At 60.1% G+C, this 24,462-nt stretch carries 22 protein-coding genes; 18 read left to right on the top strand and 4 right to left on the bottom strand.

Features of this window, described 5'->3' with window-relative positions; all coding sequences use genetic code 11:
- The first annotated feature begins 120 nt into the window (after nt 1-120).
- Nucleotides 121-2,391 (top strand): 5-methyltetrahydropteroyltriglutamate--homocysteine S-methyltransferase, encoded by a 2,271-nt coding sequence (gene metE / locus MHZ97_RS10710; protein WP_239314543.1) that lies wholly within the window; start codon nt 121-123, stop codon nt 2,389-2,391.
- Nucleotides 2,392-2,454: 63 nt separating this feature from the next.
- On the opposite strand, the gene MHZ97_RS10705 is transcribed toward metE, so the two are convergent.
- The gene (locus MHZ97_RS10705; RefSeq protein ID WP_103797468.1) at nt 2,455-3,282 is read right to left on the bottom strand and encodes a dienelactone hydrolase family protein; all 828 of its coding nucleotides are present in this window, start codon (nt 3,280-3,282) and stop codon (nt 2,455-2,457) included.
- Nucleotides 3,283-3,584: 302 nt separating this feature from the next.
- Between MHZ97_RS10705 and udp the strand changes: the two genes are divergently transcribed.
- From udp to tatD, 10 genes are all read left to right on the top strand, one after another.
- Nucleotides 3,585-4,340, top strand: a complete 756-nt coding sequence (gene udp, locus MHZ97_RS10700; RefSeq protein WP_081137960.1) for a uridine phosphorylase — start codon at nt 3,585-3,587, stop codon at nt 4,338-4,340.
- 63 nt (nt 4,341-4,403) lie between these two features.
- Nucleotides 4,404-5,672, top strand: coding sequence for a tetratricopeptide repeat protein (locus tag MHZ97_RS10695; protein ID WP_239314542.1), 1,269 nt, complete (start codon nt 4,404-4,406; stop codon nt 5,670-5,672).
- Between the two features lie 95 nt (nt 5,673-5,767).
- Nucleotides 5,768-7,267: a DNA recombination protein RmuC gene (gene rmuC / locus MHZ97_RS10690; protein WP_239314541.1), complete on the top strand. Its 1,500-nt coding sequence runs from the start codon at nt 5,768-5,770 to the stop codon at nt 7,265-7,267.
- 75 nt (nt 7,268-7,342) lie between these two features.
- Nucleotides 7,343-8,101, top strand: coding sequence for a bifunctional demethylmenaquinone methyltransferase/2-methoxy-6-polyprenyl-1,4-benzoquinol methylase UbiE (gene ubiE / locus MHZ97_RS10685; RefSeq protein WP_103797471.1), 759 nt, complete (start codon nt 7,343-7,345; stop codon nt 8,099-8,101).
- A gap of 12 nt (nt 8,102-8,113) precedes the next feature.
- The gene (locus tag MHZ97_RS10680; protein ID WP_103797472.1) at nt 8,114-8,719 is read left to right on the top strand and encodes an SCP2 domain-containing protein; all 606 of its coding nucleotides are present in this window, start codon (nt 8,114-8,116) and stop codon (nt 8,717-8,719) included.
- Entirely contained in the window at nt 8,716-10,353 is a 1,638-nt protein-coding gene (gene ubiB, locus MHZ97_RS10675) for a ubiquinone biosynthesis regulatory protein kinase UbiB (protein ID WP_103797473.1), read from the top strand. The genes MHZ97_RS10680 and ubiB overlap by 4 nt, the downstream gene beginning before the upstream one ends.
- Before the next feature lie 112 nt (nt 10,354-10,465).
- On the top strand, nt 10,466-10,720 hold the full coding sequence (gene tatA, locus MHZ97_RS10670; RefSeq protein WP_033793128.1) for a Sec-independent protein translocase subunit TatA: 255 nt from the start codon (nt 10,466-10,468) through the stop codon (nt 10,718-10,720).
- 3 nt (nt 10,721-10,723) lie between these two features.
- Nucleotides 10,724-11,257, top strand: coding sequence for a Sec-independent protein translocase protein TatB (gene tatB / locus MHZ97_RS10665; RefSeq protein WP_103797474.1), 534 nt, complete (start codon nt 10,724-10,726; stop codon nt 11,255-11,257).
- A gap of 2 nt (nt 11,258-11,259) precedes the next feature.
- Nucleotides 11,260-12,018 (top strand): Sec-independent protein translocase subunit TatC, encoded by a 759-nt coding sequence (tatC, locus tag MHZ97_RS10660; RefSeq protein ID WP_103797475.1) that lies wholly within the window; start codon nt 11,260-11,262, stop codon nt 12,016-12,018.
- 95 nt (nt 12,019-12,113) lie between these two features.
- Nucleotides 12,114-12,896 (top strand): 3'-5' ssDNA/RNA exonuclease TatD, encoded by a 783-nt coding sequence (tatD, locus tag MHZ97_RS10655; protein WP_103797476.1) that lies wholly within the window; start codon nt 12,114-12,116, stop codon nt 12,894-12,896.
- Here tatD and rfaH read toward each other — a convergent pair.
- Entirely contained in the window at nt 12,893-13,381 is a 489-nt protein-coding gene (rfaH, locus tag MHZ97_RS10650) for a transcription/translation regulatory transformer protein RfaH (protein ID WP_033754660.1), read from the bottom strand. The genes tatD and rfaH overlap by 4 nt on opposite strands.
- 197 nt (nt 13,382-13,578) lie before the next feature.
- On the opposite strand from rfaH, the gene pepE reads away from it, so the two are divergent.
- The 3 genes from pepE to fre all read left to right on the top strand — a co-directional run bounded on the left by pepE (nt 13,579) and on the right by fre (nt 16,611).
- On the top strand, nt 13,579-14,304 hold the full coding sequence (pepE, locus tag MHZ97_RS10645) for a dipeptidase PepE (RefSeq protein WP_239314540.1): 726 nt from the start codon (nt 13,579-13,581) through the stop codon (nt 14,302-14,304).
- A gap of 79 nt (nt 14,305-14,383) precedes the next feature.
- Nucleotides 14,384-15,868 carry a 4-hydroxy-3-polyprenylbenzoate decarboxylase gene (ubiD, locus tag MHZ97_RS10640; RefSeq protein ID WP_239314539.1) on the top strand — a complete coding sequence of 495 codons (1,485 nt, stop codon included), beginning with the start codon at nt 14,384-14,386 and terminating at the stop codon, nt 15,866-15,868.
- A gap of 41 nt (nt 15,869-15,909) precedes the next feature.
- The gene (gene fre, locus MHZ97_RS10635; RefSeq protein ID WP_103797479.1) at nt 15,910-16,611 is read left to right on the top strand and encodes an NAD(P)H-flavin reductase; all 702 of its coding nucleotides are present in this window, start codon (nt 15,910-15,912) and stop codon (nt 16,609-16,611) included.
- Nucleotides 16,612-16,677: 66 nt separating this feature from the next.
- On the opposite strand, the gene fadA is transcribed toward fre, so the two are convergent.
- Both fadA and fadB read right to left on the bottom strand, forming a co-directional pair.
- Nucleotides 16,678-17,841: an acetyl-CoA C-acyltransferase FadA gene (gene fadA / locus MHZ97_RS10630; protein WP_239314538.1), complete on the bottom strand. Its 1,164-nt coding sequence runs from the start codon at nt 17,839-17,841 to the stop codon at nt 16,678-16,680.
- Between the two features lie 9 nt (nt 17,842-17,850).
- Nucleotides 17,851-20,034 (bottom strand): fatty acid oxidation complex subunit alpha FadB, encoded by a 2,184-nt coding sequence (fadB, locus tag MHZ97_RS10625; RefSeq protein WP_239314537.1) that lies wholly within the window; start codon nt 20,032-20,034, stop codon nt 17,851-17,853.
- 184 nt (nt 20,035-20,218) lie between these two features.
- Between fadB and pepQ the strand changes: the two genes are divergently transcribed.
- The 4 genes from pepQ to hemG are packed head-to-tail and all read left to right on the top strand — an operon-like array spanning nt 20,219 to nt 24,199.
- A complete protein-coding gene (pepQ, locus tag MHZ97_RS10620) occupies nt 20,219-21,550 on the top strand; it encodes a Xaa-Pro dipeptidase (protein WP_239314536.1) in 1,332 nt (443 codons plus the stop codon).
- Entirely contained in the window at nt 21,550-22,167 is a 618-nt protein-coding gene (locus tag MHZ97_RS10615; protein ID WP_239314535.1) for an IMPACT family protein, read from the top strand. The genes pepQ and MHZ97_RS10615 overlap by 1 nt, the downstream gene beginning before the upstream one ends.
- Before the next feature lie 25 nt (nt 22,168-22,192).
- Complete coding sequence (gene trkH / locus MHZ97_RS10610) at nt 22,193-23,644, top strand: Trk system potassium transporter TrkH (RefSeq protein WP_103797484.1); 1,452 nt, start codon at nt 22,193-22,195, stop codon at nt 23,642-23,644.
- 18 nt (nt 23,645-23,662) lie between these two features.
- Nucleotides 23,663-24,199, top strand: a complete 537-nt coding sequence (gene hemG, locus MHZ97_RS10605) for a menaquinone-dependent protoporphyrinogen IX dehydrogenase (protein ID WP_103797485.1) — start codon at nt 23,663-23,665, stop codon at nt 24,197-24,199.
- Nucleotides 24,200-24,462: the final 263 nt, after the last annotated feature.

Raw genomic sequence — 24,462 nt, 5'->3', positions numbered from 1 at the left:
GAACAATTTGCGCTTGAGGAACATACACTACCCGCAGAAGATAGCGGTGTAAACATCTGGACGGCTAAACATCTTTGGCTGCCAGGCGAAGCCAAAGAGAATTTATCGGGAGAACAGCATATGACCATTCTGAACCATACCCTCGGCTTTCCCCGCGTCGGCCTGCGTCGCGAACTGAAAAAAGCGCAGGAGAGCTACTGGGCGGGCAAAGCGACTCAGCAGGCGCTGCTGGAGACAGGACGCGAACTGCGCGCCCGTCACTGGCAGCAGCAGAAAGAGGCGGGCGTGGACTGGCTGCCGGTTGGCGATTTCGCCTGGTACGATCATGTGCTGACCACCAGCCTGATGCTGGGCAACGTCCCGGCTCGCCATCAGAATCAAGAGGGCACCGTCGATCTTGATACGCTGTTCCGCATCGCGCGCGGTCGGGCACCGACCGGCGAACCGGCCGCCGCCGCCGAGATGACCAAATGGTTTAACACCAACTATCACTATATCGTGCCGGAGTTCACCCAGGGCCAGTCGTTTAAACTGAGCTGGACGCAGCTGCTGGACGAAGTGGACGAGGCGCTGGCGCTGGGCCACAAGGTGAAGCCGGTGCTGCTCGGGCCGGTGACTTATCTCTGGCTGGGCAAAGTGAAAGGCGAGCCGTTCGACCGCCTGTCGCTGCTGAATGCGATTCTGCCGGTTTATCAGCAGGTGCTGGCCGAGCTGAAAAAGCGCGGCGTCGAGTGGGTGCAGATTGACGAGCCGGCGCTGTCGCTGGAGCTGCCGCAGGCGTGGCGCGATGCGTTCGGGCCCGCTTATCAGGCGCTGCAGGGCAGGGTGAAGCTGCTGCTGACCACCTATTTCGACAGCATCGGCCAGAATCTTGATGTGATTCGGGCGCTGCCGGTGCAGGGGCTGCATGTCGATCTGGTACACGGCCGTGACGACCTCGCCCAGCTGAATCAGCAGCTGCCGGCGTCGTGGCTGCTGTCGCTCGGCGTTATCAACGGCCGCAACGTCTGGCGTGCCGATCTGAGCCGCTGGTACCAGCGCCTGCAGCCGCTGCTCGGCCAGCGCGATCTGCTGTGGATCGGCACCTCTTGCTCGCTGCTGCACAGCCCTATCGATCTGAACGCTGAGACCCGTCTCGATGATGAAGTAAAAAGCTGGTTCGCCTTCGCGCTGCAGAAGTGTGGCGAACTTAAGCTGCTGAGCGACGCGCTCAACCATAACGACGCCGCCTCACTGGAAGCCTGGAGCGCGCCGATTCGCAACCGCGCCCACTCCAGCCGCGTTCATAATGCGGCGGTCGGCAGGCGGCTGGCGGCGATTTCCGCACAGGATACCGAGCGTGCCAGCCCCTACGCCGCGCGCGCCCGCGCGCAGCGCAGCCGCTTTAATCTGCCGGCCTGGCCAACCACCACCATCGGTTCTTTCCCGCAGACCACTGAGATCCGCGGCCTGCGGCTCGATTTTAAAAAGGGCAATATCGACGGCGCCAGCTACCGCACCGGCATTGCGCAGCATATCAGGCAGGCGATCGCCGAGCAGGAGCGCCTTGGCCTCGACGTGCTGGTACACGGCGAAGCGGAGCGTAACGATATGGTGGAGTACTTCGGCGAAAACCTGGACGGTTTCGTCTTCACCCAGAACGGCTGGGTGCAGAGCTACGGCTCGCGCTGCGTCAAGCCGCCGGTGATTATCGGTGACGTCAGCCGTCCGCAGCCGATTACCGTGGAGTGGGCGACCTATGCGCAGTCGCTGACCGACAAGCCGGTGAAGGGGATGCTGACCGGGCCGGTGACCATTCTCTGCTGGTCCTTCCCGCGCGAGGATGTGTCGCGCGAGACCATCGCGAAGCAAATCGCGCTGGCGCTGCGCGACGAGGTGGCGGATCTCGAAGCGGCCGGCATCGGCATTATTCAGATTGACGAGCCAGCGCTGCGCGAAGGTCTGCCGCTGCATCAGTCCGACTGGGCCGCCTATCTGCAGTGGGCGGTAGACGCCTTCCGGCTCAACGCCGCGGTGGCGAAAGATGACACGCAGATCCATACCCATATGTGTTACTGCGAATTCAACGACATTATGGCGTCTATCGCAGCGCTGGATGCGGATGTCATCACTATCGAAACCTCGCGTTCCGATATGGATCTGCTGGAAGCCTTTAAGGCATTTGAATACCCGAACGAAATCGGCCCCGGCGTTTACGATATTCATTCGCCGAACGTGCCGAGCGTCGAGTGGATGGAGAATCTGCTGCGTAAAGCGGCGCAGCGCATTCCAGAAGAGCGTCTGTGGGTCAACCCGGACTGCGGCCTGAAAACGCGCGGCTGGACGGAGACCCGTCAGGCGCTGGCGAATATGGTGGACGCGGCGAAGAAACTGCGCGGCGAAAACGCCTGAGTTTACTTTGTGTTGTTGTTGAGTTTGGGGCGCTGCGGCGCCCCTTTTTTATGGCGTGAGCAATCAGACGACGCCAAACTGCCTGAACCACGTCAGCATGCGCGCCCAGCCATCCTGCGCCGACTCGGCGTGATAGCTCGGACGGTAGTCGGCGTTAAAGGCGTGGCCCGCGTCGGGATAGACGACAATTTCTGCCTTCGCATTAGCGGCGTGCAGTGCCTGACGCATCTGCTCCACGCTCTCCAGCGGAATGCTGTTGTCCTGGCCGCCGTAAAGGCCCAGCACCGGCGCGCCTAAATCCACGGCGATATCGATCGGGTGCTTCTGCTGCTTCATGGTTTTTTCGCCAGTCAGGCGGCCATACCAGGCGACGGCGGCGCGCAGCTGCGGATTGTGCGCGGCGTAAAGCCAGCTGATGCGGCCGCCCCAGCAGAAGCCGGTAATGCCCATGCGGCGAATATCGCCGCCGTTGCGGCCGGCCCAGTTGGCGACGTGGTCGAGATCGGAAAGCACCTGGCTGTCCGGCACCTTATTTACCAGCTCGCTGAACAGGGTGGGGATGTCGTTGTAGTCGTTCGGATCACCTTCGCGGAAATAGAGCTCCGGCGCGACCGCCAGATAGCCCTCCAGCGCCAGTCGACGGCAGATATCGCGGATATGCTCGTGCACGCCAAAGATCTCCTGCACCACCAGCACCACCGGCAGCGGGCCGGCTGCCTCTTTGGGACGGGCGTACCAGGCGGGCATATTCTCGCCCTGGCTCGGCACCGAGGTTTCGCCGGAATGAATGTCAGGGCTGTCGGTATGGATGGTTGTTGAGGCGGTCGGCTGCACTGCAGGCGCAAAGCCGCCCGTCGATGATTTTTGTGCCATATTGTCTTCGGTTTTCATTTTTTTCTCCGTGCTGGCAGTAGCGCAATCACGTAACTATAGCCTGGCCAGATAACCTCTGGACCAGAGACCGGGAACGGCGTAGGGAGCGAGCAAAAACACTCTTCTCTTTAACATTGCTGCGAAGCCCGACGCACACAGCTTGTAGCAATGACATTCTGAATGGCTTAGTTATGTGACAGAGATCTCATTGTTATCTAAGTAAAATGTAACATTCATTTTTGATAGTGACTGTAATCACACAAATTTGCGCTGCGCTGACGTAGAGTGGCGCGCTTCACTTCCCTGTTCAGGAGTTTGCTATGTCTGACGTTTTCCACCTTGGCCTGACCAAAGCCGATCTGCAGGGCGCGACCCTGGCTATCGTTCCCGGCGATCCGGAGCGCGTAAAGAAAATTGCCGGACTGATGGCGGATGCCCAGCCGCTGGCGTCGCACCGGGAATTCACCTCCTGGCTGGCGAAGCTGGACGGCAAGCCGGTGGTGGTCTGCTCCACCGGCATCGGCGGCCCGTCGACCTCTATCGCGGTGGAAGAGCTGGCGCAGCTTGGCGTGCGCACCTTCCTGCGCGTCGGCACCACCGGCGCGATTCAGCCGCACATTAACGTCGGCGACGTGCTGGTCACCACCGGCGCGGTGCGCCTCGACGGCGCCAGCCAGCATTTCGCGCCGCTGGAGTTTCCGGCCGTGGCGGACTTCGCCTGCACCACCGCGCTGGTTGCGGCGGCGGAAGCGAGCGGCGCCACAACCCATATCGGCGTTACCGCCTCTTCCGATACCTTCTACCCGGGACAGGAGCGCTACGACACCTTCTCCGGCCGCGTGGTGAGCCGCTTCCAGGGCTCGATGAAAGAGTGGCAGCAGATGGGCGTGCTCAACTATGAGATGGAGTCTGCGACGCTGCTGACGATGTGCGCCAGCCAGGGGCTGCGCGCGGGCATGGTGGCGGGCGTTATCGTCAACCGTACGCAAAAAGAGATCCCGGATGCGGCTACCATGAAGCAGACCGAGAGCGATGCGGTAAAAATTGTGGTCGAAGCGGCTCGCCGTTTGTTATAACGCTTTCAGGCAGCGCCTCTGCGCGCTGCCTCTGCTCTCTACAGCAAAAGCGAGGATCGCCCGATGCGCCAGACGCCGCCACGACAGAAATCCGCCTTAACCCCTTCTCCCGTCGCCATGCAGGCGCGCCTTGAAAACGCCGCCGCGCGCTTTCGCCAGCATATGGCACAGCAGGATTATGCCGCCGCCGCCAGCTGCTGCGAAGAGGTGCTGCGCGCCATGCCAAATCAGATGCAGGTGCTGAGCGACTATGCGCTTTGTCTGCTGCGGCTCGGCCACTACAGCAAGGCTTACCGGGTCTATCAGAAAATCTATCAGGCGCCGCCCGCGGTGCGCGCGACCGCTTCAGAGACCTGGCTGGATGGACTGGCGGAGCTGTGCGGCTGGATGGGCAGGCAAGAGGAGCTGGCGAAATATGGCCTTGAGGCGCTGAACGGCGCGGACGCCCGTTTCCGCCAGGGACAGCGCTACGCCTTTCCGGCGGCGCGGCCGGAGCCGATCGATCTCACCAGACCCGAACAGAACGTTATCGCCTTTAGCCTTTACGGCGGCCAGCCGCGCTACTGCGAAACCCTGATTAAAAACGTTGAGGTGGCGCAGGCGTTCTATCCCGGCTGGCGCTGCCGCGTTTACCTTGACCAGAGCGTGCCGCAGCATGTGTGGCAGCGCCTCAACCAGCCGCATGTCGATCTGGTCGATATGTCGCAGGAAAAGGCGATCTACCCGACGCTGTGGCGTTTTCTGGTGATGGACGATCCCGTCGTCAAACGCTTTATTATCCGCGACGCCGACTCGCTGCTGTCGGAGCGCGAAGCGGCCGCGGTCAACGCCTGGCTCGCCTCGCCATACTGGTTCCACCATATGCGCGACTACTTTACGCATACCGAGCTGCTGCTGGCGGGCATGTGGGGCGGCTGCAACGGCGTCTTCAGCAATATGGCGCAGGCGATGCGCGACTTTATCGCCCGCTACAGCGGCAGCGAGCGCTTTACCGATCAATATTTCCTTAAGGCCGCGCTGTGGCCGACGGTGCGCGAAAGCCTTCTCAGCCACGATGAGATTTTCCGTTTCCACCAGGCGCAGCCCTGGCCGCCGCACGCGCCGGTGCGCTGGCGCATGGATAACTTCCACGTCGGCAGCAACGCCGGCTTCGCCAGCATGGCGGGTAAGGCAACGGTAAAAGAGGGCGAGACGCAGCCCGTGGAGCTGACCTGGGGTGGCAACGCCTTTGTTTATCCAGCGCGGGTAAAAGGCGACGAATGGCTGATGCCGATGCCCTTTTTTCTTACCGACGCCTGGAAAGCGGGCGAGCTGCAGGTAAGAGCGCTGTAGTGCCTTCTCCCGGCTGAAGCCCGGTCCAAAATAGTCTGGACATTCATACAGGCCGACTTTACCTTTTCCCGAGCAATGCGCGTCGCGAGGGGATCATGGATCAGCAGATTATTATCAGCGCCTGTCTGGCGCTCGCCGGATTGGGCATCGGCTGGATGCTGGCGCAGCTGCGCGCCGGCCATCAGGCCGCCAGCTTCGCCACTGAACGGCGTTTGCAGCAGGAGGCGCAGCAGCGTCAGCAGCACCAGCTTGAACAGCTCCAGCAGCAGCTACAGCAGCGCGAACAGGAGCTGCGTCAGCTGCACGGCGCGCTGAGCGGCGCGCAGGAGCGGCTGCAGCAGCTCGATTACTGGCGCGGCGAATGCGAACAGCTTAATCGCGAGCTGCGCAACCAGCTTGAGGTTAACAGTGCGCAGGAGGCCGAACTGCGCGAGGTCACTATCCGCCTTGAAGAGACGCGCTTCGCCGCCGAGGAGAAGCAGCGTCTGCTTACCAGCAGCGAGCAGCGCCTCAGCGCGCAGTTCGAAAATCTCGCCAACCGTATCTTCGAAAACAGCGGCCGTCGCGTCGACGAGCAAAACCGCCAGAGCCTGAACAGCCTGATCGGCCCGCTGCGCGAGCAGCTGGACGGCTTTCGTCGTCAGGTGCACGACAGCTTTGGCCAGGAGGCGCGCGAGCGGCACACGCTGGCCCATGAGATCCGCCAGCTGCAGCAGCTGAATGCGCAGATGGCGCAGGAGGCGATCAACCTCACCAAAGCGCTGAAAGGCGACAACAAAATCCAGGGCAACTGGGGCGAAGTGGTGCTGAGCCGCGTGCTGGAGGCGTCAGGCCTGCGCGAAGGGCATGAGTATCAGACGCAGGTCAGTCTGCAGTCGGAGCAGCAGGGCAGAATGCAACCCGATGTTATCGTGCGTCTGCCGCAGGGAAAAGATGTGGTGGTCGACGCCAAGATGACGCTGGTGGCCTACGAGCGCTATTTCAACGCCGGGGATGAGGTGACGCGCGAGCAGGCGCTGCAGGAGCATGTCGCCGCGGTGCGCAGCCATATTCGCCTGCTGGGCCGTAAAGATTATCAACAACTGGCCGGTTTACGCTCGCTCGATTATGTGTTGATGTTTATTCCGGTCGAGCCGGCGTTTCTGCTGGCGATCGACCGCCAGCCAGAGCTGATCAGCGAGGCGCTGCAGCAGAATATTATGCTGGTCAGTCCAACCACGCTGCTGGTGGCGCTGCGCACCATCAACAACCTCTGGCGCTACGAGCACCAGAGCCGCAACGCGCAGCGCATCGCCGAACGCGCGGCGCGCCTTTACGATAAGATGCGGCTGTTCGTCGATGATATGAGCGGTATCGGCCATAATCTGGATAAGGCGCACAACAGCTACCGCGAAGCGATGAAAAAGCTGGCGGAAGGGCGTGGCAATCTGATCGCGCAGAGCGAGGCGTTTAAATCCCTGGGCGTTGAAGTTAAACGCTCTATCAATCCGCAGTTGGTCGAGCAGGCGATGCCGGAAAAGGCATGGGAGAGCGAGGAGACGCCTGACGACGTCGCCGAAACCCTGGATGCGCGCGTGAGGCGGCTCCACGAATAAGCGGGTCGTCGCGTGCCTGACTACCCTGACTCTGATACACTTCGGGAAGTATTGTTTGTGGAACAGGTAAAACCGATGGCAGATGAATCACAGCAGGAAACCACCCATTTTGGCTTTCAGACGGTCGCCAAAAGCGAAAAAGCTGACAAAGTCGCGGACGTGTTTCACTCCGTAGCGGCGAAATATGACCTGATGAACGATCTGATGTCCTTTGGCATCCATCGCATCTGGAAGCGTTTTACCATCGACAGCAGCGGCGTGCGCCGCGGACAGCGCGTGCTGGATCTGGCGGGCGGCACCGGCGATTTGACGGCGAAGTTTTCCCGTCTGGTTGGCGACACCGGCCAGGTGGTGCTGGCGGACATTAACAGCTCCATGCTGAAAATGGGCCGCGACAAGCTGCGCAATCTCGGCGTGGTCGGCAACGTCAGCTATGTGCAGGCCAACGCCGAAGCGCTGCCCTTCCCGGATAACTATTTCGACTGCATCACCATCTCCTTCGGCCTGCGTAACGTAACCGACAAAGAGAAGGCGCTGGCGTCGATGTTCCGCGTGCTCAAGCCGGGCGGACGCCTGCTGGTGCTGGAGTTCTCCAAACCGGTGCTTGACCCCCTCAGCAAGGCGTATGACGCCTACTCGTTCCATATTCTGCCGCGCGTCGGTCAGCTGGTGGCGCAGGATGCTGAAAGCTACCGCTATCTGGCGGAGTCGATCCGCATGCATCCCGATCAGGAGACCCTGAAGGCGATGATGAACGACGCCGGATTCGAGAACACCACATATTCCAACATGACCGGCGGCATCGTCGCGTTGCATCGTGGATTTAAGTTTTAACCGGACAGGGTGATGCGCTTGACGCCTTTGATTACCGCCGGTCTTGAGACCGCGCTAAACCGCATGCTCTATCGCGATCGCAGCCTGAAAGCCGCGCGCCAGCGTCTGGTGGGCCAGGTCCTGACGCTGCGTCTTGAGGAGCTTTCGCATCCGCTGGTGCTGGTCTTTAGCGAACAGCAGCTCGACGTGCTGAGCGACTGGCAGGACAGCAGCGACTGCACCGTCATTACGCAGCTGAAGACGCTGCCTAAGCTGCGCGACCGCCAGCAGCTCACCAGCCTGATCCGCAGCGGTGAGCTGCAGGTTGAAGGCGATCTGCAGGTGGTGCAGCGCTTTTCGGCGCTGATCGACCTCGCCGAGCTGGACCCGGCGGAATATCTCGCCCCCTGGATCGGCGATATTGCCGCGCAGAGCGTTAGCCAGGCGGCGCAGCGCGCCCTGCGGCTGCTGCGCGGCGAGGTTTCGCGTCGTCAGGATTATCTGGGGCAGGCATTAACCGAAGAGTGGCGCGTTGCGCCGGGCGCGCTGGAACTGGCGTGGTTTTCTGAGGAGGTAGATGCGATGGAACGTTCGCTTGATGCGCTCACTGCGCGTTTAGCGCAGCTGGAGGCGAAATGACGTTTGGAGAGATTCGCCGTTTATATTTCATCATCAGGATCTTTTTGACCTACGGTCTTGATGAACTGATCCCCCGCATGCGCCTTACCATTCCGCTGCGCCTCTGGCGCCGCACGATTTTCTGGCTGCCTAACCGTCATAAAGATGAAGAGATTGGCGTGCGTATGCGCCTGGCGATGGAGCAGCTCGGCCCGGTCTGGATTAAGTTCGGCCAGATGCTCTCAACGCGTCGCGATCTCTTCCCGCCGGTTATCGCCGACCAGCTCGCCATCCTGCAGGATCGCGTCGCGCCTTTCGACGGCGTGAAGGCCAAAGAGCAGATCGAAAAATCGATCGGCGGCCCGGTTGAAACCTGGTTCGATGATTTCGATATCAAACCGCTGGCGTCGGCGTCGATCGCGCAGGTGCATACCGCAACCCTGAAAGCGACCGGCAAGAAGGTGGTGATCAAGGTGATCCGCCCGGATATTCTGCCGGTGATCAAAGCGGACATGAAGCTTATCTATCGCCTGGCGCGCTGGGTGCCGCGTCTGCTGCCGGACGGGCGTCGTCTGCGTCCGATGGAAGTGGTGCGCGACTACGAGAAGACCCTGATCGACGAGCTGAACCTGCTGCGCGAAGCGGCCAACGCCATTCAGCTGCGTCGTAACTTCGAAGATAGCCCGATGCTCTACGTGCCGGAGGTCTATTCCGACTACTGTAGCGAAACCATGCTGGTGATGGAGCGCATCTACGGCATTCCCATCTCCGACGTGGCGACGCTGGAGCAGCACGGCGTCAATATGAAGCTGCTGGCCGAGCGCGGCGTGCAGGTCTTTTTTACCCAGGTGTTCCGCGACAGCTTCTTCCATGCCGATATGCATCCCGGCAATATCTTCGTCAGCTACGACCATCCGGAAGATCCGCAATATATCGGCATCGACTGCGGCATCGTCGGTTCGCTGAACAAAGAGGACAAGCGCTATCTGGCGGAAAACTTTATCGCCTTCTTTAACCGCGACTACCGCAAAGTTGCGGAGCTGCACGTTGATTCAGGCTGGGTGCCGCCCGATACCAACGTCGAAGATTTCGAGTTTGCTATCCGTACCGTCTGCGAACCTATCTTCGAGAAGCCGCTGGCGGAGATCTCTTTTGGCCATGTGCTGCTAAATCTGTTCAGCACCGCGCGCCGTTTCAATATGGAAGTGCAGCCGCAGCTGGTGCTGCTGCAAAAAACGCTGCTCTACGTCGAGGGCATCGGCCGTCAGCTCTATCCGCAGCTCGACCTGTGGAAGACCGCCAAGCCGTTCCTCGAAGAGTGGATAAAAGACCAGATCGGCCTGCCGGCGATTCTGCGCGCGGTAAAAGAAAAAGCGCCTTTCTGGGCGGAGAAGCTGCCGGAGCTGCCGGAGCTGTTTTATGAAAGTATGCGCCATCACAAACTCTTGCAGCACAGTGTTGATAAGCTAACTAAAGATATGCACGCCCAGCGGACGCGGCACCATAAAGCGCGCTATCTGTTCGGCGTTGGTGCGACCCTGTTGCTCAGCGGCACCGCCGTTTTGTTGAGCCGTCCGGACTGGGATTTCTTTCCGGCCCTGCTAATGGCGGCAGGTCTGGTCACCTGGCTGGTCGGCTGGCGTAAGACAAACTAATTGTCAGCCACGCCTGAATCGCGGTAATGTCGCAGCCTTAAGCCCGGCGTCATCAGGGCTTTTGGCTGACATTACTCTTCTCAATCTCTCGCAACATCAGAGGCACTATCTCATGGGCGGTATCAGTATCTGGCAATTATTAATTATTGCCGTCATCGTTGTACTCCTGTTTGGCACCAATAAGTTAAAAAACCTGGGCTCCGATCTCGGTTCCTCTATCAAGGGCTTTAAAAAAGCCATGAGCGATGAGGATGAGAAAAAGGACCAACCGAACCAGCAGGACGCTGATTTCAATGCCAAAACGCTGGCGGACAAACAGCACACTTCGGCTAACAAAGAAGACGTCAAAAACGACAAGCAGGTGTAAACCGTGTTCGACATTGGTTTTAGTGAACTGGTACTGGTGTTCGTGATCGGGCTGATTGTTCTCGGCCCGCAACGATTGCCGGTTGCGGTAAAAACCGTAGTAGGCTGGATTCGGGCAATGCGCTCGCTGGCTGCCAACGTGCAGCACGAGCTGGCGCAGGAGCTGAAACTGCAGGAGCTGCAGGACAGCCTGAAAAAGGTGGAAGAGGCGAGCCGCGGCACCATGTCGCCGGAGCTGAAAGAGTCAATGGAAGAGCTGCGCAAAACCGCCGATTCGATGAAGCGTTCGGTGCAGCAGAGCATTGATATCGAAAAAGCCGAGGATGAAGCCAATACCATTCATGCGCCTCAGCAGCGCGCGGCGGAGTCCGTGACGCCAGCCACGGCCCACACGCAGGCCAGCGCACCCGCGCAGGCGCCGGAAGCGGCGGCGCAGGCCGCTGAAACCGCTAAAACCGATGCGAACCCGCCAGCGACGGTTGTTAATCCCGCACCGCGCAGTGCGGCAACAACCTCTTCTGCAAGTGATGAACGATAACCATGGCCGTTGAAGATACCCAACCGCTTATCAGCCATCTGATTGAGCTGCGTAAGCGCCTGCTGTACTGCATTATCGCGGTGTTTGCCATCTTTATGGCGCTGATCTACTTTGCCAACGACATCTATCATCTGGTCGCTTCGCCGCTAATCAGCCAGATGCCGGCTGGTGCCAGCATGATCGCTACCGACGTCGCCTCGCCGTTTTTCACGCCGATTAAGCTCACCATTATCGTGTCGATCTTCCTCGCGGTGCCGGTGATCCTCTATCAGGTGTGGGCTTTCGTCGCGCCGGCGCTCTACCGTCACGAACGTAAGCTGGTGATGCCGCTGCTGTTCTCCAGCACCCTGCTGTTTTACGTCGGCGTGGCCTTCGCCTATTTCATCGTCTTTCCGCTGGCGTTCGGCTTCTTCGCCAAAACCGCGCCGCAGGGCGTGACCATCGCGACCGATATCACCAACTATCTCGACTTCGTGATGACGCTGTTTATGGCGTTCGGCGTGGCGTTTGAGGTGCCGGTCGCAATCGTGCTGCTCTGCTGGACCGGCATTACCACGCCGGAAGATCTGAAAAAGAAACGCCCCTATATTCTGGTCGGCGCCTTCGTTGTTGGGATGCTGCTCACACCGCCGGACGTTTTCTCGCAAACTTTGCTCGCTATTCCGATGTACTGCCTGTTTGAAGTCGGCGTATTCTTTTCCCGTTACTACGTCGGGAAGGGACGGCGGGCGCAGGAAGAGGAACAGCATACCGATTCCTGACCCGTTATCAGTATGTTTCCCGCGCCTGGCGGGTAGACCCTGTTACCGAACCGCCCATCTGGGCGGTTTTTGTTTAATAAGCTATGGGAAAGATTATGTTTGATATCGGTGTAAACCTGACCAGCACGCAGTTCGCCGCCGACCGCGACAAGGTGGTAAAGCGTGCGCGCGAAGCGGGCGTCACCGGCATGTTAATCACCGGGACCAATGCGCTGGAGAGCCAGCAGGCGCAGCGGCTGGCGGAGCGTCAGCCCGATTTCTGCTGGTCGACGGCGGGCGTGCATCCGCATCACGCCAGCGAGTGGTCGAACGAGACGGCTAATACGCTGCGACGCCTGGCGGAACGGCCGCAGGTGGTGGCGATTGGCGAATGCGGCCTTGATTTCAACCGCAACCTCGCCGCGCACGATCAGCAGGAGTACGCCTTTGACGCGCAGCTGGCGCTGGCGGCCGAGCTGAATATGCCGGTCTTCCTGCACTGCCGCGAAGCACACGACCGCTTTGCCGCGGTACTGGCGCCCTGGCTGCCGAAGCTGCCTGGGGCGGTGGTGCACTGCTTTACCGGCACGCGCGACGAGCTGGAGGCCTGTCTGGCAATGGGGCTGTCGGTGGGCATCACCGGCTGGGTGTGCGATGAACGTCGCGGTATGACGCTGCGCGAGCTGCTGCCGCTGATCCCGGCGGAGCGACTGCTGCTGGAGACGGACGCGCCCTGGCTGCTGCCGCGCGATATGCATCCACGGCCAACGTCGCGTCGTAACGAACCCTGTTTTTTGCCGCATATTGTGCAGCAGGTGGCGAAGTGGCGTGGCGAAGAGCTGGATACGCTGGCGGCGCAGGTGGATCGCAACGCGCGCGCGCTGTTCCGGCTGGTTTAAAGCTTGCGGAACTGCTTATTGTCTACGCTGCGCATTACCTGTTTATTCAGCAGGTTAAGCAGCAGCATAGAGCGCGTTTCGCCGTCGGGTTCGGCGAAAATGGCGCGCAGGCCTTCAAAGGTTCCTTCGGTGATGATGACCTCATCACCGACCTGCGGCGTTTCCGGGTCGATCAGCGTTTGCGGCACGTCGGTCTGCAGCGCTTCGATAACGGCAGAAGGCACCGTCGCTGGCAGCGTGCCGAAGCGTACAAAGTGGCTGACGCCGCGCGTGCTGCTGATGGTCGTGGTATGAATCGCTTCTGGATCGAATTCAATAAACAGGTAGTTAGGAAACAGGGGCTCACTCACGGTGGTCCGTTTGCCGCGCACCACTTTTTCCAGAGCGATCATTGGGCTGAGGCAATGCACCTCCTGCCGCTCAAGATGCTCTTTCGCGCGCAACAGCTGTCCACGTTTGCAATAGAGTAAGTACCAGGATTCCATAAATGCTCCCATTGAATGGACGCTAAGAATAGCAAACCTGCTGCCAGAGTTATAGCGCATCGCAGTGTGGAAAAATGTCGAGGCGGACAAAGTGGCTGAGCTTTCCGCAAACTGCCCGGCGCAGGCGGGAAAATTGACGAGCGGCGGTGCGCTGGTTCAGACTCGTTGCTCAAAACATTTGCCAAAAGGATCTGCTGATGGAACTGTTTTTATTAAGCAACGGCAAGCTGGCCGAAGATGCGCCGCTGCTTGGCTACGCGCAGCCGCAGCTGCATGCAATGATTGCCCAGCGCGGCATCCGTTCGGCGGTGCTGGTGCCCTACGCCATTATTCGCGGCGACCATCAACAGCGCGCCGCCGATCTCGGCGCGTCGCTGGGCGTTAGCGTGCGCTGCGTGCAGGATTTCGCGACGCCGGTGGCGGCCATCGAGCAGGCGGAACTGATTCTGGTCAGCGGCGGCAACACCTGGCTGCTCAATCAGATGCTGCATGAAACCGGTCTGATCGTGGCGATCCAGCGCGCCGTGCGCGAACGCGCGGTACCCTACGTCGGCTGGAGCGCGGGCTGCAACGTGGCGACGCCGTCGATTCGCACCACCAATGATATGCCGGTGCGCAGCAGCGTAGTGTTGCCTGCGCTGGGCCTGTTTCCGGTCCAGATCAATCCACACTATCTGGATGCGCACGCCAGCGGACATATGGGCGAAACGCGCGACGAACGCCTGGCGGAGTTTTGCGCCGTCAATCCCGAGGAGTCGGTAATTGCGCTGCGCGAAGGCAGCTTTCTGCACGTGCATGAAAATCAGCTTTCATACTTCAGCGTGCGCGGCGAAGATTTTAAAGTTTTCCGCCATAATCAGCCGGTTCAGGCCTGCCGCGACGCAAAGGCGCTGCAGCCGCTGGTTCCCTTTCGCTGCGACTAAGGTTGCTGCATAAAATCCAACACGCCTTAAGAATCGGCCCTATAATGGCCGATTCACTTTGGCTGGAAGCGAAGGCCGCATGAAATATCACGATTTACGAGACTTCCTCACGCTGCTGGAACAGCGCGGCGAGTTAAAGCGCATTAGCCACTCTATCGATCCTGAGCTGGAAATGACGGAAATTGCCGACCGCACGCTGCGCGCTGGCGGGCCGGCGCTGCTGTTTGAAAATCCCAAAGGCTATGACATGCCGGTGCTGTGCAACCTGTTCGGCACGCCGAAACGCGTGGCGATGGGCATGGGCCAGGAGGAGGTCAGCGCGCTGCGCGAAGTCGGCAAGCTGCTGGCGTTTCTCAAAGAGCCGGAGCCGCCGAAAGGCTTCCGCGATCTGTTCGACAAGATGCCGCAGTTCAAACAGGTGCTGAACATGCCGACCAAACGGCTGCGCAACGCGCCCTGTCAGGAAGTGGTGTTAAGCGGCGATGAGGTCGATCTGTCACGCATTCCGGTAATGAAGTGCTGGCCGGATGACGCCGCGCCGCTGATTACCTGGGGGCTGACCGTTACGCGCGGTCCGCACAAAGAGCGGCAGAATCTGGGCATCTATCGCCAGCAGGTGATTGGCAAAAACCGCCTGATTATGCGCTGGCTTTCCCATCGCGGCGGCGCGCTCGACTTTCAGGAGTGGTGCCAGACCCATCCCGGCGAACGTTTCCCTGTGTCGGTGGCGCTCGGCGCCGATCCCGCCACGATCCTCGGCGCGGTGACGCCGGTGCCGGATACGCTGTCGGAGTATGCCTTTGCTGGCCTGCTGCGCGGCAACAAAACCGAAGTGGTGAAGTGCCTCTCCAACGATCTGGAAGTGCCCGCCAGCGCGGAGATCGTGCTGGAAGGTTACATTGAGCCGGGTGATATGGCGCCGGAAGGGCCGTATGGCGATCATACGGGCTACTACAATGAAATAGATAACTTCCCGGTTTTCACCGTCACGCACGTTACGCAGCGGCAGAACGCCATTTATCACTCTACCTATACCGGTCGTCCGCCCGATGAGCCGGCGGTGCTGGGCGTTGCGCTGAATGAAGTGCTGGTGCCAATCCTGATTAAGCAGTTCCCGGAGATTGTGGATTTCTATCTGCCGCCGGAGGGCTGCTCTTATCGCCTGGCGGTGGTGACGATGAAAAAACAGTACGCGGGACACGCAAAGCGCGTGATGTTCGGCGTCTGGTCATTCCTGCGGCAGTTCATGTACACCAAATTTGTTATTGTGTGTGACGACGATGTCAACGCACGCGACTGGAACGACGTGATCTGGGCCATTACCACACGTATGGATCCGGCTCGCGACACGGTTCTGGTGGAAAACACGCCTATCGACTATCTGGACTTCGCCTCGCCGGTTTCCGGCCTGGGTTCCAAGATGGGCCTGGACGCTACCAACAAGTGGCCGGGTGAAACCCAGCGCGAGTGGGGACGACCTATCGTGAAAGATCCCGCCGTAACGGCGCGCATCGACGCGATCTGGGATGACTTAGGCATCTTTACTCAGCCGCCGCAGCGCTGACGGCGCGCATAACCCTAATGACGACCCGACAGAGGGAACGCATGACGATTTTAAGCTGTAAAGTAACCTCGGTTGAAGCGATTACCGATACCGTATATCGCGTCCGCCTGATCCCCGAAGCGGATTTCACCTTTCGCGCCGGGCAGTATCTGATGGTAGTGATGGACGAGCGCGACAAGCGTCCGTTCTCGCTCGCTTCAACCCCGATGGAAAAAGAGATTATTGAGCTGCATATCGGCGCCTCCGATCTCAATCTCTACGCTATGGCGGTGATGGATCGCATCCGCAACGACCGTCAGATCACCGTGGATATTCCGCACGGCGACGCCTGGCTGCGCGAAGAGAGTTCGCGCCCGATCGTGTTGATCGCCGGCGGTACCGGCTTCTCCTATGCGCGCTCTATCCTGCTGACCGCGCTGGCGCAGCAGCCGGATCGCGAAATCGCAATTTACTGGGGCGGCCGCGAGCTGCAGCATCTCTACGATCTGGAGGAGCTTAACGCGCTGGCGGTGAAGCACCCCAATCTGCGCGTGGTGCCGGTGGTTGAGCAGCCGGAGGCGGGCTGGCAGGGACGTTCCGGCACGGTGCTGACGGCGGTTATGCAGGATTTCGCCACGCTGGCGGAGCACGATATCTATATCGCCGGTCGCTTTGAGATGGCGAAGATCGCCCGCGACCGCTTTTGCGCCGAGCGCGGCGCGAAAGAAGGGCAGATGTTTGGCGACGCCTTCGCCTTTATTTAAGGCTTCGCAGGCAGAAAAAACCCGCCCCTGACGGGCGGGAACTGACTTCCAACGTGATCCAACGTATTACAGACGCTCAAATACGGTAGCGATGCCCTGGCCTAAGCCGATACACATGCTGGCCAGGCCGAACTGGGCATCGCGTCGTTCCATAATGTTCAGCAGCGTGGCGCTGATGCGCGCGCCCGAACAGCCGAGCGGATGACCGAGCGCGATGGCGCCGCCGTTCAGGTTCACCTTGTCGTCCAGCCGATCCAGCAAACCGAGATCCTTAATGCAGGGCAGGGTTTGCGCGGCGAACGCTTCGTTCAGCTCGAATACATCAATATCTTCCACGCTTAATCCGGCACGCTTCAGCGCCAGCTTACTGGCGGGCACGGGACCGTAGCCCATAATTGACGGATCGCAGCCGATGACCGCCATGCTTTTAACCCGCGCGCGCGGCGTCAGCCCCAGCTCGCGCGCCCGGCTTTCGCTCATCACCAGCAGCGCGGCGGCGCCGTCGGAGAGCGCCGAGGAGCTGCCCGCCGTGACCGTGCCGTTGACCGGATCGAACGCCGGCTTCAGCGCCGCCAGCCCTTCGAGGCTGGTCTCCTCGCGGATCACCTCGTCAAAGTCGTAGCGCTTTAGCGCGCCGTCGGCGTCGTGTCCGTAGGTCGGTACGATCTCCCGGCGGAAATCGCCGCGCTGCGTCGCGGCCCAGGCGCTCTGGTGAGAGCGCAGCGCAAAGGCGTCCTGCTGCTCGCGGCTGATATGGTGCATATGCGCCAGCATTTCGGCGGTCAGGCCCATCATGCCCGCCGCTTTCGCCACCGTCCGACCAAGCCCTGGATGGAAATCGACGCCGTGGTTCATCGGCACATGGCCCATATGTTCCACGCCGCCGACTAAGCAGGCGTGCGCGTCGCCGACCATAATGGCGCGCGCCGCATCGTGCAGCGCCTGCATCGACGATCCGCAGAGGCGGTTAACGGTGGTCGCCGGCACGCGATGGGGAATTTCCGCCAGCAGCGCGGCGTTGCGCGCAATGTTAAAACCCTGCTCCAGCGTCTGCTGCACGCAGCCCCAGACCACATCGTCCAGCGTGGCGGGATTAAGCGCCGGATAGCGGCTTAACAGCTCGCGCATCAGGTGCGCGGAGAGATCTTCCGCGCGTACCTGACGAAAAGCGCCACCTTTTGAGCGGCCCATCGGCGTGCGGACCGCATCAATAATCACCACATTTTCCATCTTCTGTCCTCAGGCGCTTTGCAGCGCCGCTTCGTCGATAGGTTGAACCGCCGGATACCAGCTTTCGCGCTGGTGCGCTTTTTGCAGCAGCAGGTCGGGTAGCTGGTAGAGCGCGCCAAGCTCGCCGTAGCGTCTGGCCTGATCGACTACGTTGCCGTTGCCGAGCGTATCGAGATAGCGCAGCGCGCCGCCGCGGAACGGCGGGAAGCCAAGGCCGTAGACCAGCGCCATATCGGCTTCGGCCGGTGAGGCGACAATCTTCTCCTCCAGGCAGCGCACGACTTCGTTCAGCATCGGGATCATCATGCGATTCAGGATCTCTTCGTCGCTGAAGACGCGCGTAGCGGCACAAACCGGGTTAAGCAGCGCGTCCACTTCAGGATCGGCCACTTTTTTCGCTTTGCCTTTGCGATCCATCTCCCAGCGGTAGAAACCTTTGCCGTTCTTCTGGCCGTAGCGCTCGGCGTTAAACAGGACGTCGATGGCGTCGCGGTAATCTTTCTGCATGCGTGTCGGGAAGCCTTCCGCCATTACGCGCTGCGCGTGATGGGCGGTATCAATGCCGACCACGTCCAGCAGCCATGCCGGGCCCATCGGCCAGCCGAACTGCTTCTCCATCACTTTGTCGATCTGGCGGAAATCCGCGCCGTCGCGCAGCAGCAGGCCGAACGCGGCGAAGTAGGGAAAGAGCACGCGGTTAACGAAGAAGCCGGGACAGTCATTAACGACGATGGGCGTCTTGCCCATTTTGCTCGCCCAGGCCACCACTTTGCCGATAGTGGCGTCACTGCTCTTCTCGCCGCGCACCACCTCTACCAGCGGCATACGCGGCACCGGGTTGAAGAAGTGCATGCCGCAGAAATTTTCCGGACGCTTCAGCGCCTCTGCCAGCTGGCTAATGGGAATGGTCGAGGTGTTGGAGGCGAGCACCGCATCGGCACGCAGATGCTGTTCGGTTTCCGCCAGCACTTTCGCTTTCACCTGCGGATTTTCGACCACCGCTTCGACCACAATATCGGCGCGTTCGAAACCGGCATAGTCGAGGGTAGGCTGGATCATGGCGATGGTGCTGGCCAGCTTGCCGCCGTCAATCTTGCCGCGCTCCAGCTGTTTATTCAGCAGCTTGCTCGCCTCGTTCATCCCCAGGGTCAGCGCCTGCGGCTGAATATCTTTCATCTTCACCGGCACGCCTTTCAACGCCGACTGATAGCTGATGCCGCCGCCCATAATGCCTGCGCCGAGCACTGCCGCCTGTTCAGGCGCGCTGCTGGCGCTGGCGTACTTTTTCGCCAGCCCTTTGACGTACTGATCGTTCAGGAAAATACCGACCAGCGCGCGCGCCTCATCGCTCTGCGCCAGCGGCACAAAGGCGGCGGTTTCCAGCTTCAGCGCATCGTCGCGCCCCAGCGTAGCGGCGGCCTCAATGGTTTTTACCGCAGCGAGCGGTGCGGGATAGTGTTTGCCTGCGCTTTGCAGCACGACGTTTTTGGCTACGGTAAAGCTCATGGCGGCCTCGATCGGGCTGAGGCGCAGCGGTGCCAGCTTCGGCGCGCGACGCGTCTGCCAGTCGCCCTGCGCGATAGCTTCCTTCAGCATGGCGAGCGCGGCGGCGCGCAGCTTATCGCGGCTGACCACCGCATCGACCAGCCCGAGCTTCAGCGCGCTGACGCCGTCGACATCTTTCCCGGCGGCGATAATCTCCAGCGCGGCGTCGGCACCCAGCAGACGCGGCAGCCTCACGCTGCCACCGAAGCCGGGCATAATGCCCAGCCGGGTTTCTGGCAGACCGATGCGCGCGTCAGGCGTGGCGACGCGCAGATCGGTCGCCAGGATGCATTCGCACCCGCCGCCCAGCGCGTAGCCGTCTACCGCGGCAAGGGTCGGCACCGGCAGATCTTCCAGCCGGTTAAAGATGCTGTTGGCGAACGCCAGCCACTGGCTGAGCTTTTCCGTCGGCGCGTCGAACAGCGAGAGAAATTCGGTAATATCGGCGCCGACGATAAAGGCGGGCTTAGCCGAGGTCAGCAGCACGCCGCGCAGCGTTGTCTGCTGCTCCAGCACGCCAATCGCTTCGCCAAGGCTGGCGACAGTTCGGGTGTCGAGTTTATTCACTGAGCCGGGGGCATCGAACTGCAGCTCAGCGACGCCGTCTTCAAGCCAGCGCAGTGAAAGGGTATCGCCTTGGTAGAGCATGTGCGTCTCCTGATCGCGAAAGGGGATCTGGTCATACCAGATGATCAGGAGTGTGGGATTCGTGTTAATTTTTTGCAAATCAAAGTTTGCTTATTTGCTAACAGGATCACAGCGTCTGGAACGCGGCGTTCAGACGGCGGCTGTGCTACACTGCGGCGATTTTCGCGACACGGGAGAGCGAGCAATGGATTCACTGAAAACGCTGTATCAGACGCATATCGCCACGCTGCAGCAGCGGGCGCAGCAGGTGCTGGCGCGCAATAAACTGGATGCGATGTTGATTCATTCCGGCGAACTACTGACGGTTTTTCTCGACGATCATGACTATCCCTTCAAGGTGAATCCCCAGTTTAAAGCCTGGGTGCCGGTTACCCAGGTGCCGAACTGCTGGCTCTGGATCGATGGCGTCAATAAGCCGAAACTCTGGTTCTACTCGCCGGTCGATTACTGGCATAACGTCGAGCCGCTGCCGGATAGCTTCTGGACCGAAGCGGTCGAGGTGGTCGGGCTGAAAAGCGCCGACGAGATTGGACAGCTGCTGCCCGCGCAGCGCGAAAATATCGCCTATATCGGGCCGGTAGTGCAGCGCGCCGCGCAGCTCGGCATCAGCGCCGACAATATCAACCCGAAAGCAGTGATCGATTTCCTTCACTACCACCGCAGCATCAAAACCGATTACGAGCTGGCCTGCATGCGCGAGGCGCAAAAGCTGGCTGTTGCTGGACATCGCGCCGCCAAAGAGGCCTTTTTCTCCGGCCTGAGCGAGTTCGATATTAATCTGGCCTACCTGACGGCGACCGGCCATCGCGATATCGACGTGCCCTACGGCAATATTATCGCCCTTAACGAGCATGCCGCCGTGCTGCACTACACCCGGCTCGATCACCAGCCGCCGGCGAAGCGCCACAGCTTTCTTATCGATGCGGGCGCGGAATATCTTGGCTATGCCGCCGATTTAACGCGCAGCTACGCGGCGCAGAAGGGCTCACTTTATGCCAGCCTGGTCGCGGCGATGAACAGCGAAGAGCTGGCGCTGATCGGCACGCTGAAAGCGGGCGTGCGCTACACCGACTATCATCTGCAGATGCATCAGCGCATCGCGAAGCTGCTGCTGAAGTTCGACCTGGCGCAAGGCATAAGCGAAGAGGCGCTGGTGGCGGAGAATATTACCGGACCCTTTATGCCGCACGGGCTGGGCCATCCGCTCGGATTGCAGGTTCACGACGTCGCAGGCTTTATGCAGGATGAAGCGGGCACCCACCTTGCAGCGCCAGCACAATACCCTTATCTGCGCTGCACGCGCGTGCTGGAGCCGGGCATGGTGCTGACTATCGAGCCGGGCTTCTATATCATCGAGTCGCTGCTGGTGCCGCTGCGTGAAGGTCCGTTTAGCCAGTATCTTAACTGGCAGGCGATTGAGGCGCTGAAGCCTTACGGCGGCATCCGCATAGAAGATAACGTGGTGGTGCATGCCAACCGCATCGAGAATATGACGCGCGATCTGCATCTTGCCTGATGGACGCTTACGATATTCCCGCTGATGCTATCAGCGTCAGCGAGGAGACGATTAAGAAGAGCCGCTTTATTACGCTGCTGGCCCATACCGACGGCGTAGAGGCGGCACGTGCCTTTGTTCAGCAGGTGAAAGGCGAGCACCCTGATGCCCGTCACCACTGCTGGGCCTGGGTCGCGGGCGCGCCGCACGATTCACAGCAGCTGGGCTTTTCCGACGACGGCGAGCCTTCTGGCACGGCGGGTAAACCGATGCTGGCGCAGCTGATGGGGGCCGATATCGGCGAAATTACCGCTGTGGTGGTGCGCTACTATGGCGGCATTATGCTCGGCACCGGCGGGCTGGTAAAAGCCTACGGCGGCGGCGTGCAGCAGGGGCTAAAACAGCTGGCGCGCACGCGCAAAGTGCCGATGAAACGCTATGCGCTGCGGTGCGACTATGCTCAGCTTGGCGATATCGAACGCCTGCTGGGCAGGTTCGATGGCCGCATCGATGAGATTGTCTACCTTGACCGCATCGCGCTGACGCTGGCGCTGCCTTATGCGCACATCGAGGCGTTTAAACAGACGCTTTCTGACTTTAGCCGGGGCGCGCTGAGCCTCGACCCGTTAATACCCTGACAACTCTTTTCTAAGGAACGGCTGAATGCATTTTCGCGCCATTACTCGCATTGTCGGTCTGCTGGTGATCCTCTTTTCCGTCACCATGATTGTGCCGGGGCTGGTGGCTTTAATTTATCGCGACGGCGCCGGGCGCGCGTTTAGCCAGACCTTTTTGATGGCGCTGGCGATCGGCTCGCTGCTGTGGTGGCCGAACCGCAAACAGCGTACCGAGCTGAAGCCGCGCGAAGGCTTTCTGATCGTGGTGCTGTTCTGGACGGTGCTGGGCAGCGTGGGGGCGATGCCCTTTATCTTCGCCGAGCAGCCGCACCTCTCCATGACCGACGCATTCTTTGAATCCTTTTCCGGCCTGACCACCACCGGCGCGACCACGCTGGTAGGGCTCGACAGCATGCCGAAAGCGATTCTCTTTTACCGGCAGATGCTGCAGTGGCTGGGCGGGATGGGAATCATCGTGCTGGCGGTGGCGATTCTCCCTATTCTGGGGGTAGGGGGCATGCAGCTCTACCGTGCGGAAATGCCGGGGCCGCTGAAGGACAATAAGATGCGCCCGCGCATTGCCGAAACCGCCAAGACGCTGTGGCTGATCTATGTCTTGCTGACGGTCGCCTGCGCGGTGGCGCTCTGGCTGGCGGGGATGCCGCTGTTCGATGCGATAGGGCATAGCTTTTCTACTATCGCCATCGGCGGCTTTTCTACGCACGACGCCAGCATTGGCTATTTCAATAGCGGCACCATCAATACCATTATCGCTGTGTTTCTGCTGATCTCCGGCTGTAACTACGGTCTGCATTTCTCACTGCTCAGCAACCGCAACCTGCGCGTCTACTGGCGCGATCCTGAGTTTCGCACCTTTATCGGCGTGCAGTTTACGCTGGTGATTATCTGCACGCTGGTGCTCTGGTTCCATAACGTTTACGCCAGCGGCTGGCAAACGCTGAATCAGGCTTTCTTCCAGGTGGTTTCGATGGCGACCACGGCAGGGTTCACCACCGACAGCATTGCGCGCTGGCCGCTGTTCCTGCCGGTGCTGCTGCTCTGTTCCGCGTTTATCGGCGGCATGGCGGGGTCGACCGGCGGCGGGCTGAAGGTGATCCGCATTCTGCTGCTGTGCAAACAGGGCTCGCGCGAGCTGAAGCGTCTGGTACACCCCAACGCGGTCTATACCATTAAGCTCGGCAATCGCGCGCTGCCGGAACGTATTCTGGAAGCGGTGTGGGGATTCTTCTCGGCCTATGCGCTGGTGTTTCTGGTCAGCATGCTGGCGATTATCGCCACCGGCGTCGATGACTTCTCTGCCTTCGCGGCGGTTGCGGCGACCCTGAACAACCTGGGGCCCGGTCTTGGCGTCGTGGCGGATAACTTTACGTCGATGAACGACGTGGCGAAATGGATCCTGATCTTGACTATGCTGTTTGGGCGCCTTGAAGTCTTTACCTTATTAGTCCTTTTTACGCCGACCTTCTGGCGTGAATAAGCAAAACAGGAAGTCACGATGAAAGCGTTAATTCTCTTTTCCAGCCGCGACGGGCAAGCGCGCGACATCGCCTCTTATATAGCGAGTGAGATGAAGGGGCAGCAGGCGTGCGACGTTATCAATATTCTGCATGCCGACGCGATTGACTGGACGCAGTACGATCGCGTGCTGATCGGCGCCTCAATCCGCTACGGCAATTTCCATCCGGCGGTGGCGAAATTTGTTAAGACACATCTGCGCGAGCTGCAGACGCGCGTAAGCGGCTTCTTTTGCGTAAACCTGACCGCGCGCAAGCCAGAGAAGCGCTCGCCGCAGACCAACGCCTATACGCGCAAGTTTTTAGCGCAGTCGCCGTGGCAGCCTGACTGCTGCGCCGTGTTTGCCGGCGCATTGCGCTATCCGCGCTATCGCTGGTTCGACCGGGTAATGATTCAGTTAATTATGCGCATGACCGGCGGGGAAACGGATAAGACGAAAGAGGTGGAGTATACCGACTGGCATCAGGTAGGGCGGTTTGCTCAGGAATTCGTTCAATTCCCCGCCAAATCGGCGTGAATAGCAGCGATCTGCTGAAAATTAATGCGAACGAGATCTTTTTTTAAATTAGGGCTTGTCAGCCCGGAAGAACTCCCTATAATGCGCCTCCACTGACACGGCACAACGGCTTACGGAATGCGGTGTTCAGGAGAGCCGGTTAACCGGGTCGCCGGATGAAATCACTGAAAAAAGTGGTTGACTCCGAAGGAGAGTAGCGTAATATACGCCACCTCGCAGCAGCAGGCTCCGCCGCTGACTGCACCGCTCTTTAACAATTTATC

The sequence above is a fragment of the Pantoea sp. ACRSC genome (assembly GCF_022346785.1).
Lineage (GTDB): Bacteria > Pseudomonadota > Gammaproteobacteria > Enterobacterales > Enterobacteriaceae > Pantoea > Pantoea alvi.
The sequence above is the reverse complement of the archived record's forward strand: the minus strand, read 5'-3'. Positions and strand labels throughout refer to the sequence as shown.

Coding starts and splice junctions, on each gene's coding strand:
- metE (WP_239314543.1), top strand. CDS start 121: ATGACCATTCTGAACCATACCCTCGGCTTTCCCCGCGTCGGCCTGCGT.
- MHZ97_RS10705 (WP_103797468.1), bottom strand. CDS start 3,282: ATGAAAACCGAAGACAATATGGCACAAAAATCATCGACGGGCGGCTTT.
- udp (WP_081137960.1), top strand. CDS start 3,585: ATGTCTGACGTTTTCCACCTTGGCCTGACCAAAGCCGATCTGCAGGGC.
- MHZ97_RS10695 (WP_239314542.1), top strand. CDS start 4,404: ATGCGCCAGACGCCGCCACGACAGAAATCCGCCTTAACCCCTTCTCCC.
- rmuC (WP_239314541.1), top strand. CDS start 5,768: ATGGATCAGCAGATTATTATCAGCGCCTGTCTGGCGCTCGCCGGATTG.
- ubiE (WP_103797471.1), top strand. CDS start 7,343: ATGGCAGATGAATCACAGCAGGAAACCACCCATTTTGGCTTTCAGACG.
- MHZ97_RS10680 (WP_103797472.1), top strand. CDS start 8,114: ATGCGCTTGACGCCTTTGATTACCGCCGGTCTTGAGACCGCGCTAAAC.
- ubiB (WP_103797473.1), top strand. CDS start 8,716: ATGACGTTTGGAGAGATTCGCCGTTTATATTTCATCATCAGGATCTTT.
- tatA (WP_033793128.1), top strand. CDS start 10,466: ATGGGCGGTATCAGTATCTGGCAATTATTAATTATTGCCGTCATCGTT.
- tatC (WP_103797475.1), top strand. CDS start 11,260: ATGGCCGTTGAAGATACCCAACCGCTTATCAGCCATCTGATTGAGCTG.
- tatD (WP_103797476.1), top strand. CDS start 12,114: ATGTTTGATATCGGTGTAAACCTGACCAGCACGCAGTTCGCCGCCGAC.
- rfaH (WP_033754660.1), bottom strand. CDS start 13,381: ATGGAATCCTGGTACTTACTCTATTGCAAACGTGGACAGCTGTTGCGC.
- pepE (WP_239314540.1), top strand. CDS start 13,579: ATGGAACTGTTTTTATTAAGCAACGGCAAGCTGGCCGAAGATGCGCCG.
- ubiD (WP_239314539.1), top strand. CDS start 14,384: ATGAAATATCACGATTTACGAGACTTCCTCACGCTGCTGGAACAGCGC.
- fre (WP_103797479.1), top strand. CDS start 15,910: ATGACGATTTTAAGCTGTAAAGTAACCTCGGTTGAAGCGATTACCGAT.
- fadA (WP_239314538.1), bottom strand. CDS start 17,841: ATGGAAAATGTGGTGATTATTGATGCGGTCCGCACGCCGATGGGCCGC.
- fadB (WP_239314537.1), bottom strand. CDS start 20,034: ATGCTCTACCAAGGCGATACCCTTTCACTGCGCTGGCTTGAAGACGGC.
- pepQ (WP_239314536.1), top strand. CDS start 20,219: ATGGATTCACTGAAAACGCTGTATCAGACGCATATCGCCACGCTGCAG.
- MHZ97_RS10615 (WP_239314535.1), top strand. CDS start 21,550: ATGGACGCTTACGATATTCCCGCTGATGCTATCAGCGTCAGCGAGGAG.
- trkH (WP_103797484.1), top strand. CDS start 22,193: ATGCATTTTCGCGCCATTACTCGCATTGTCGGTCTGCTGGTGATCCTC.
- hemG (WP_103797485.1), top strand. CDS start 23,663: ATGAAAGCGTTAATTCTCTTTTCCAGCCGCGACGGGCAAGCGCGCGAC.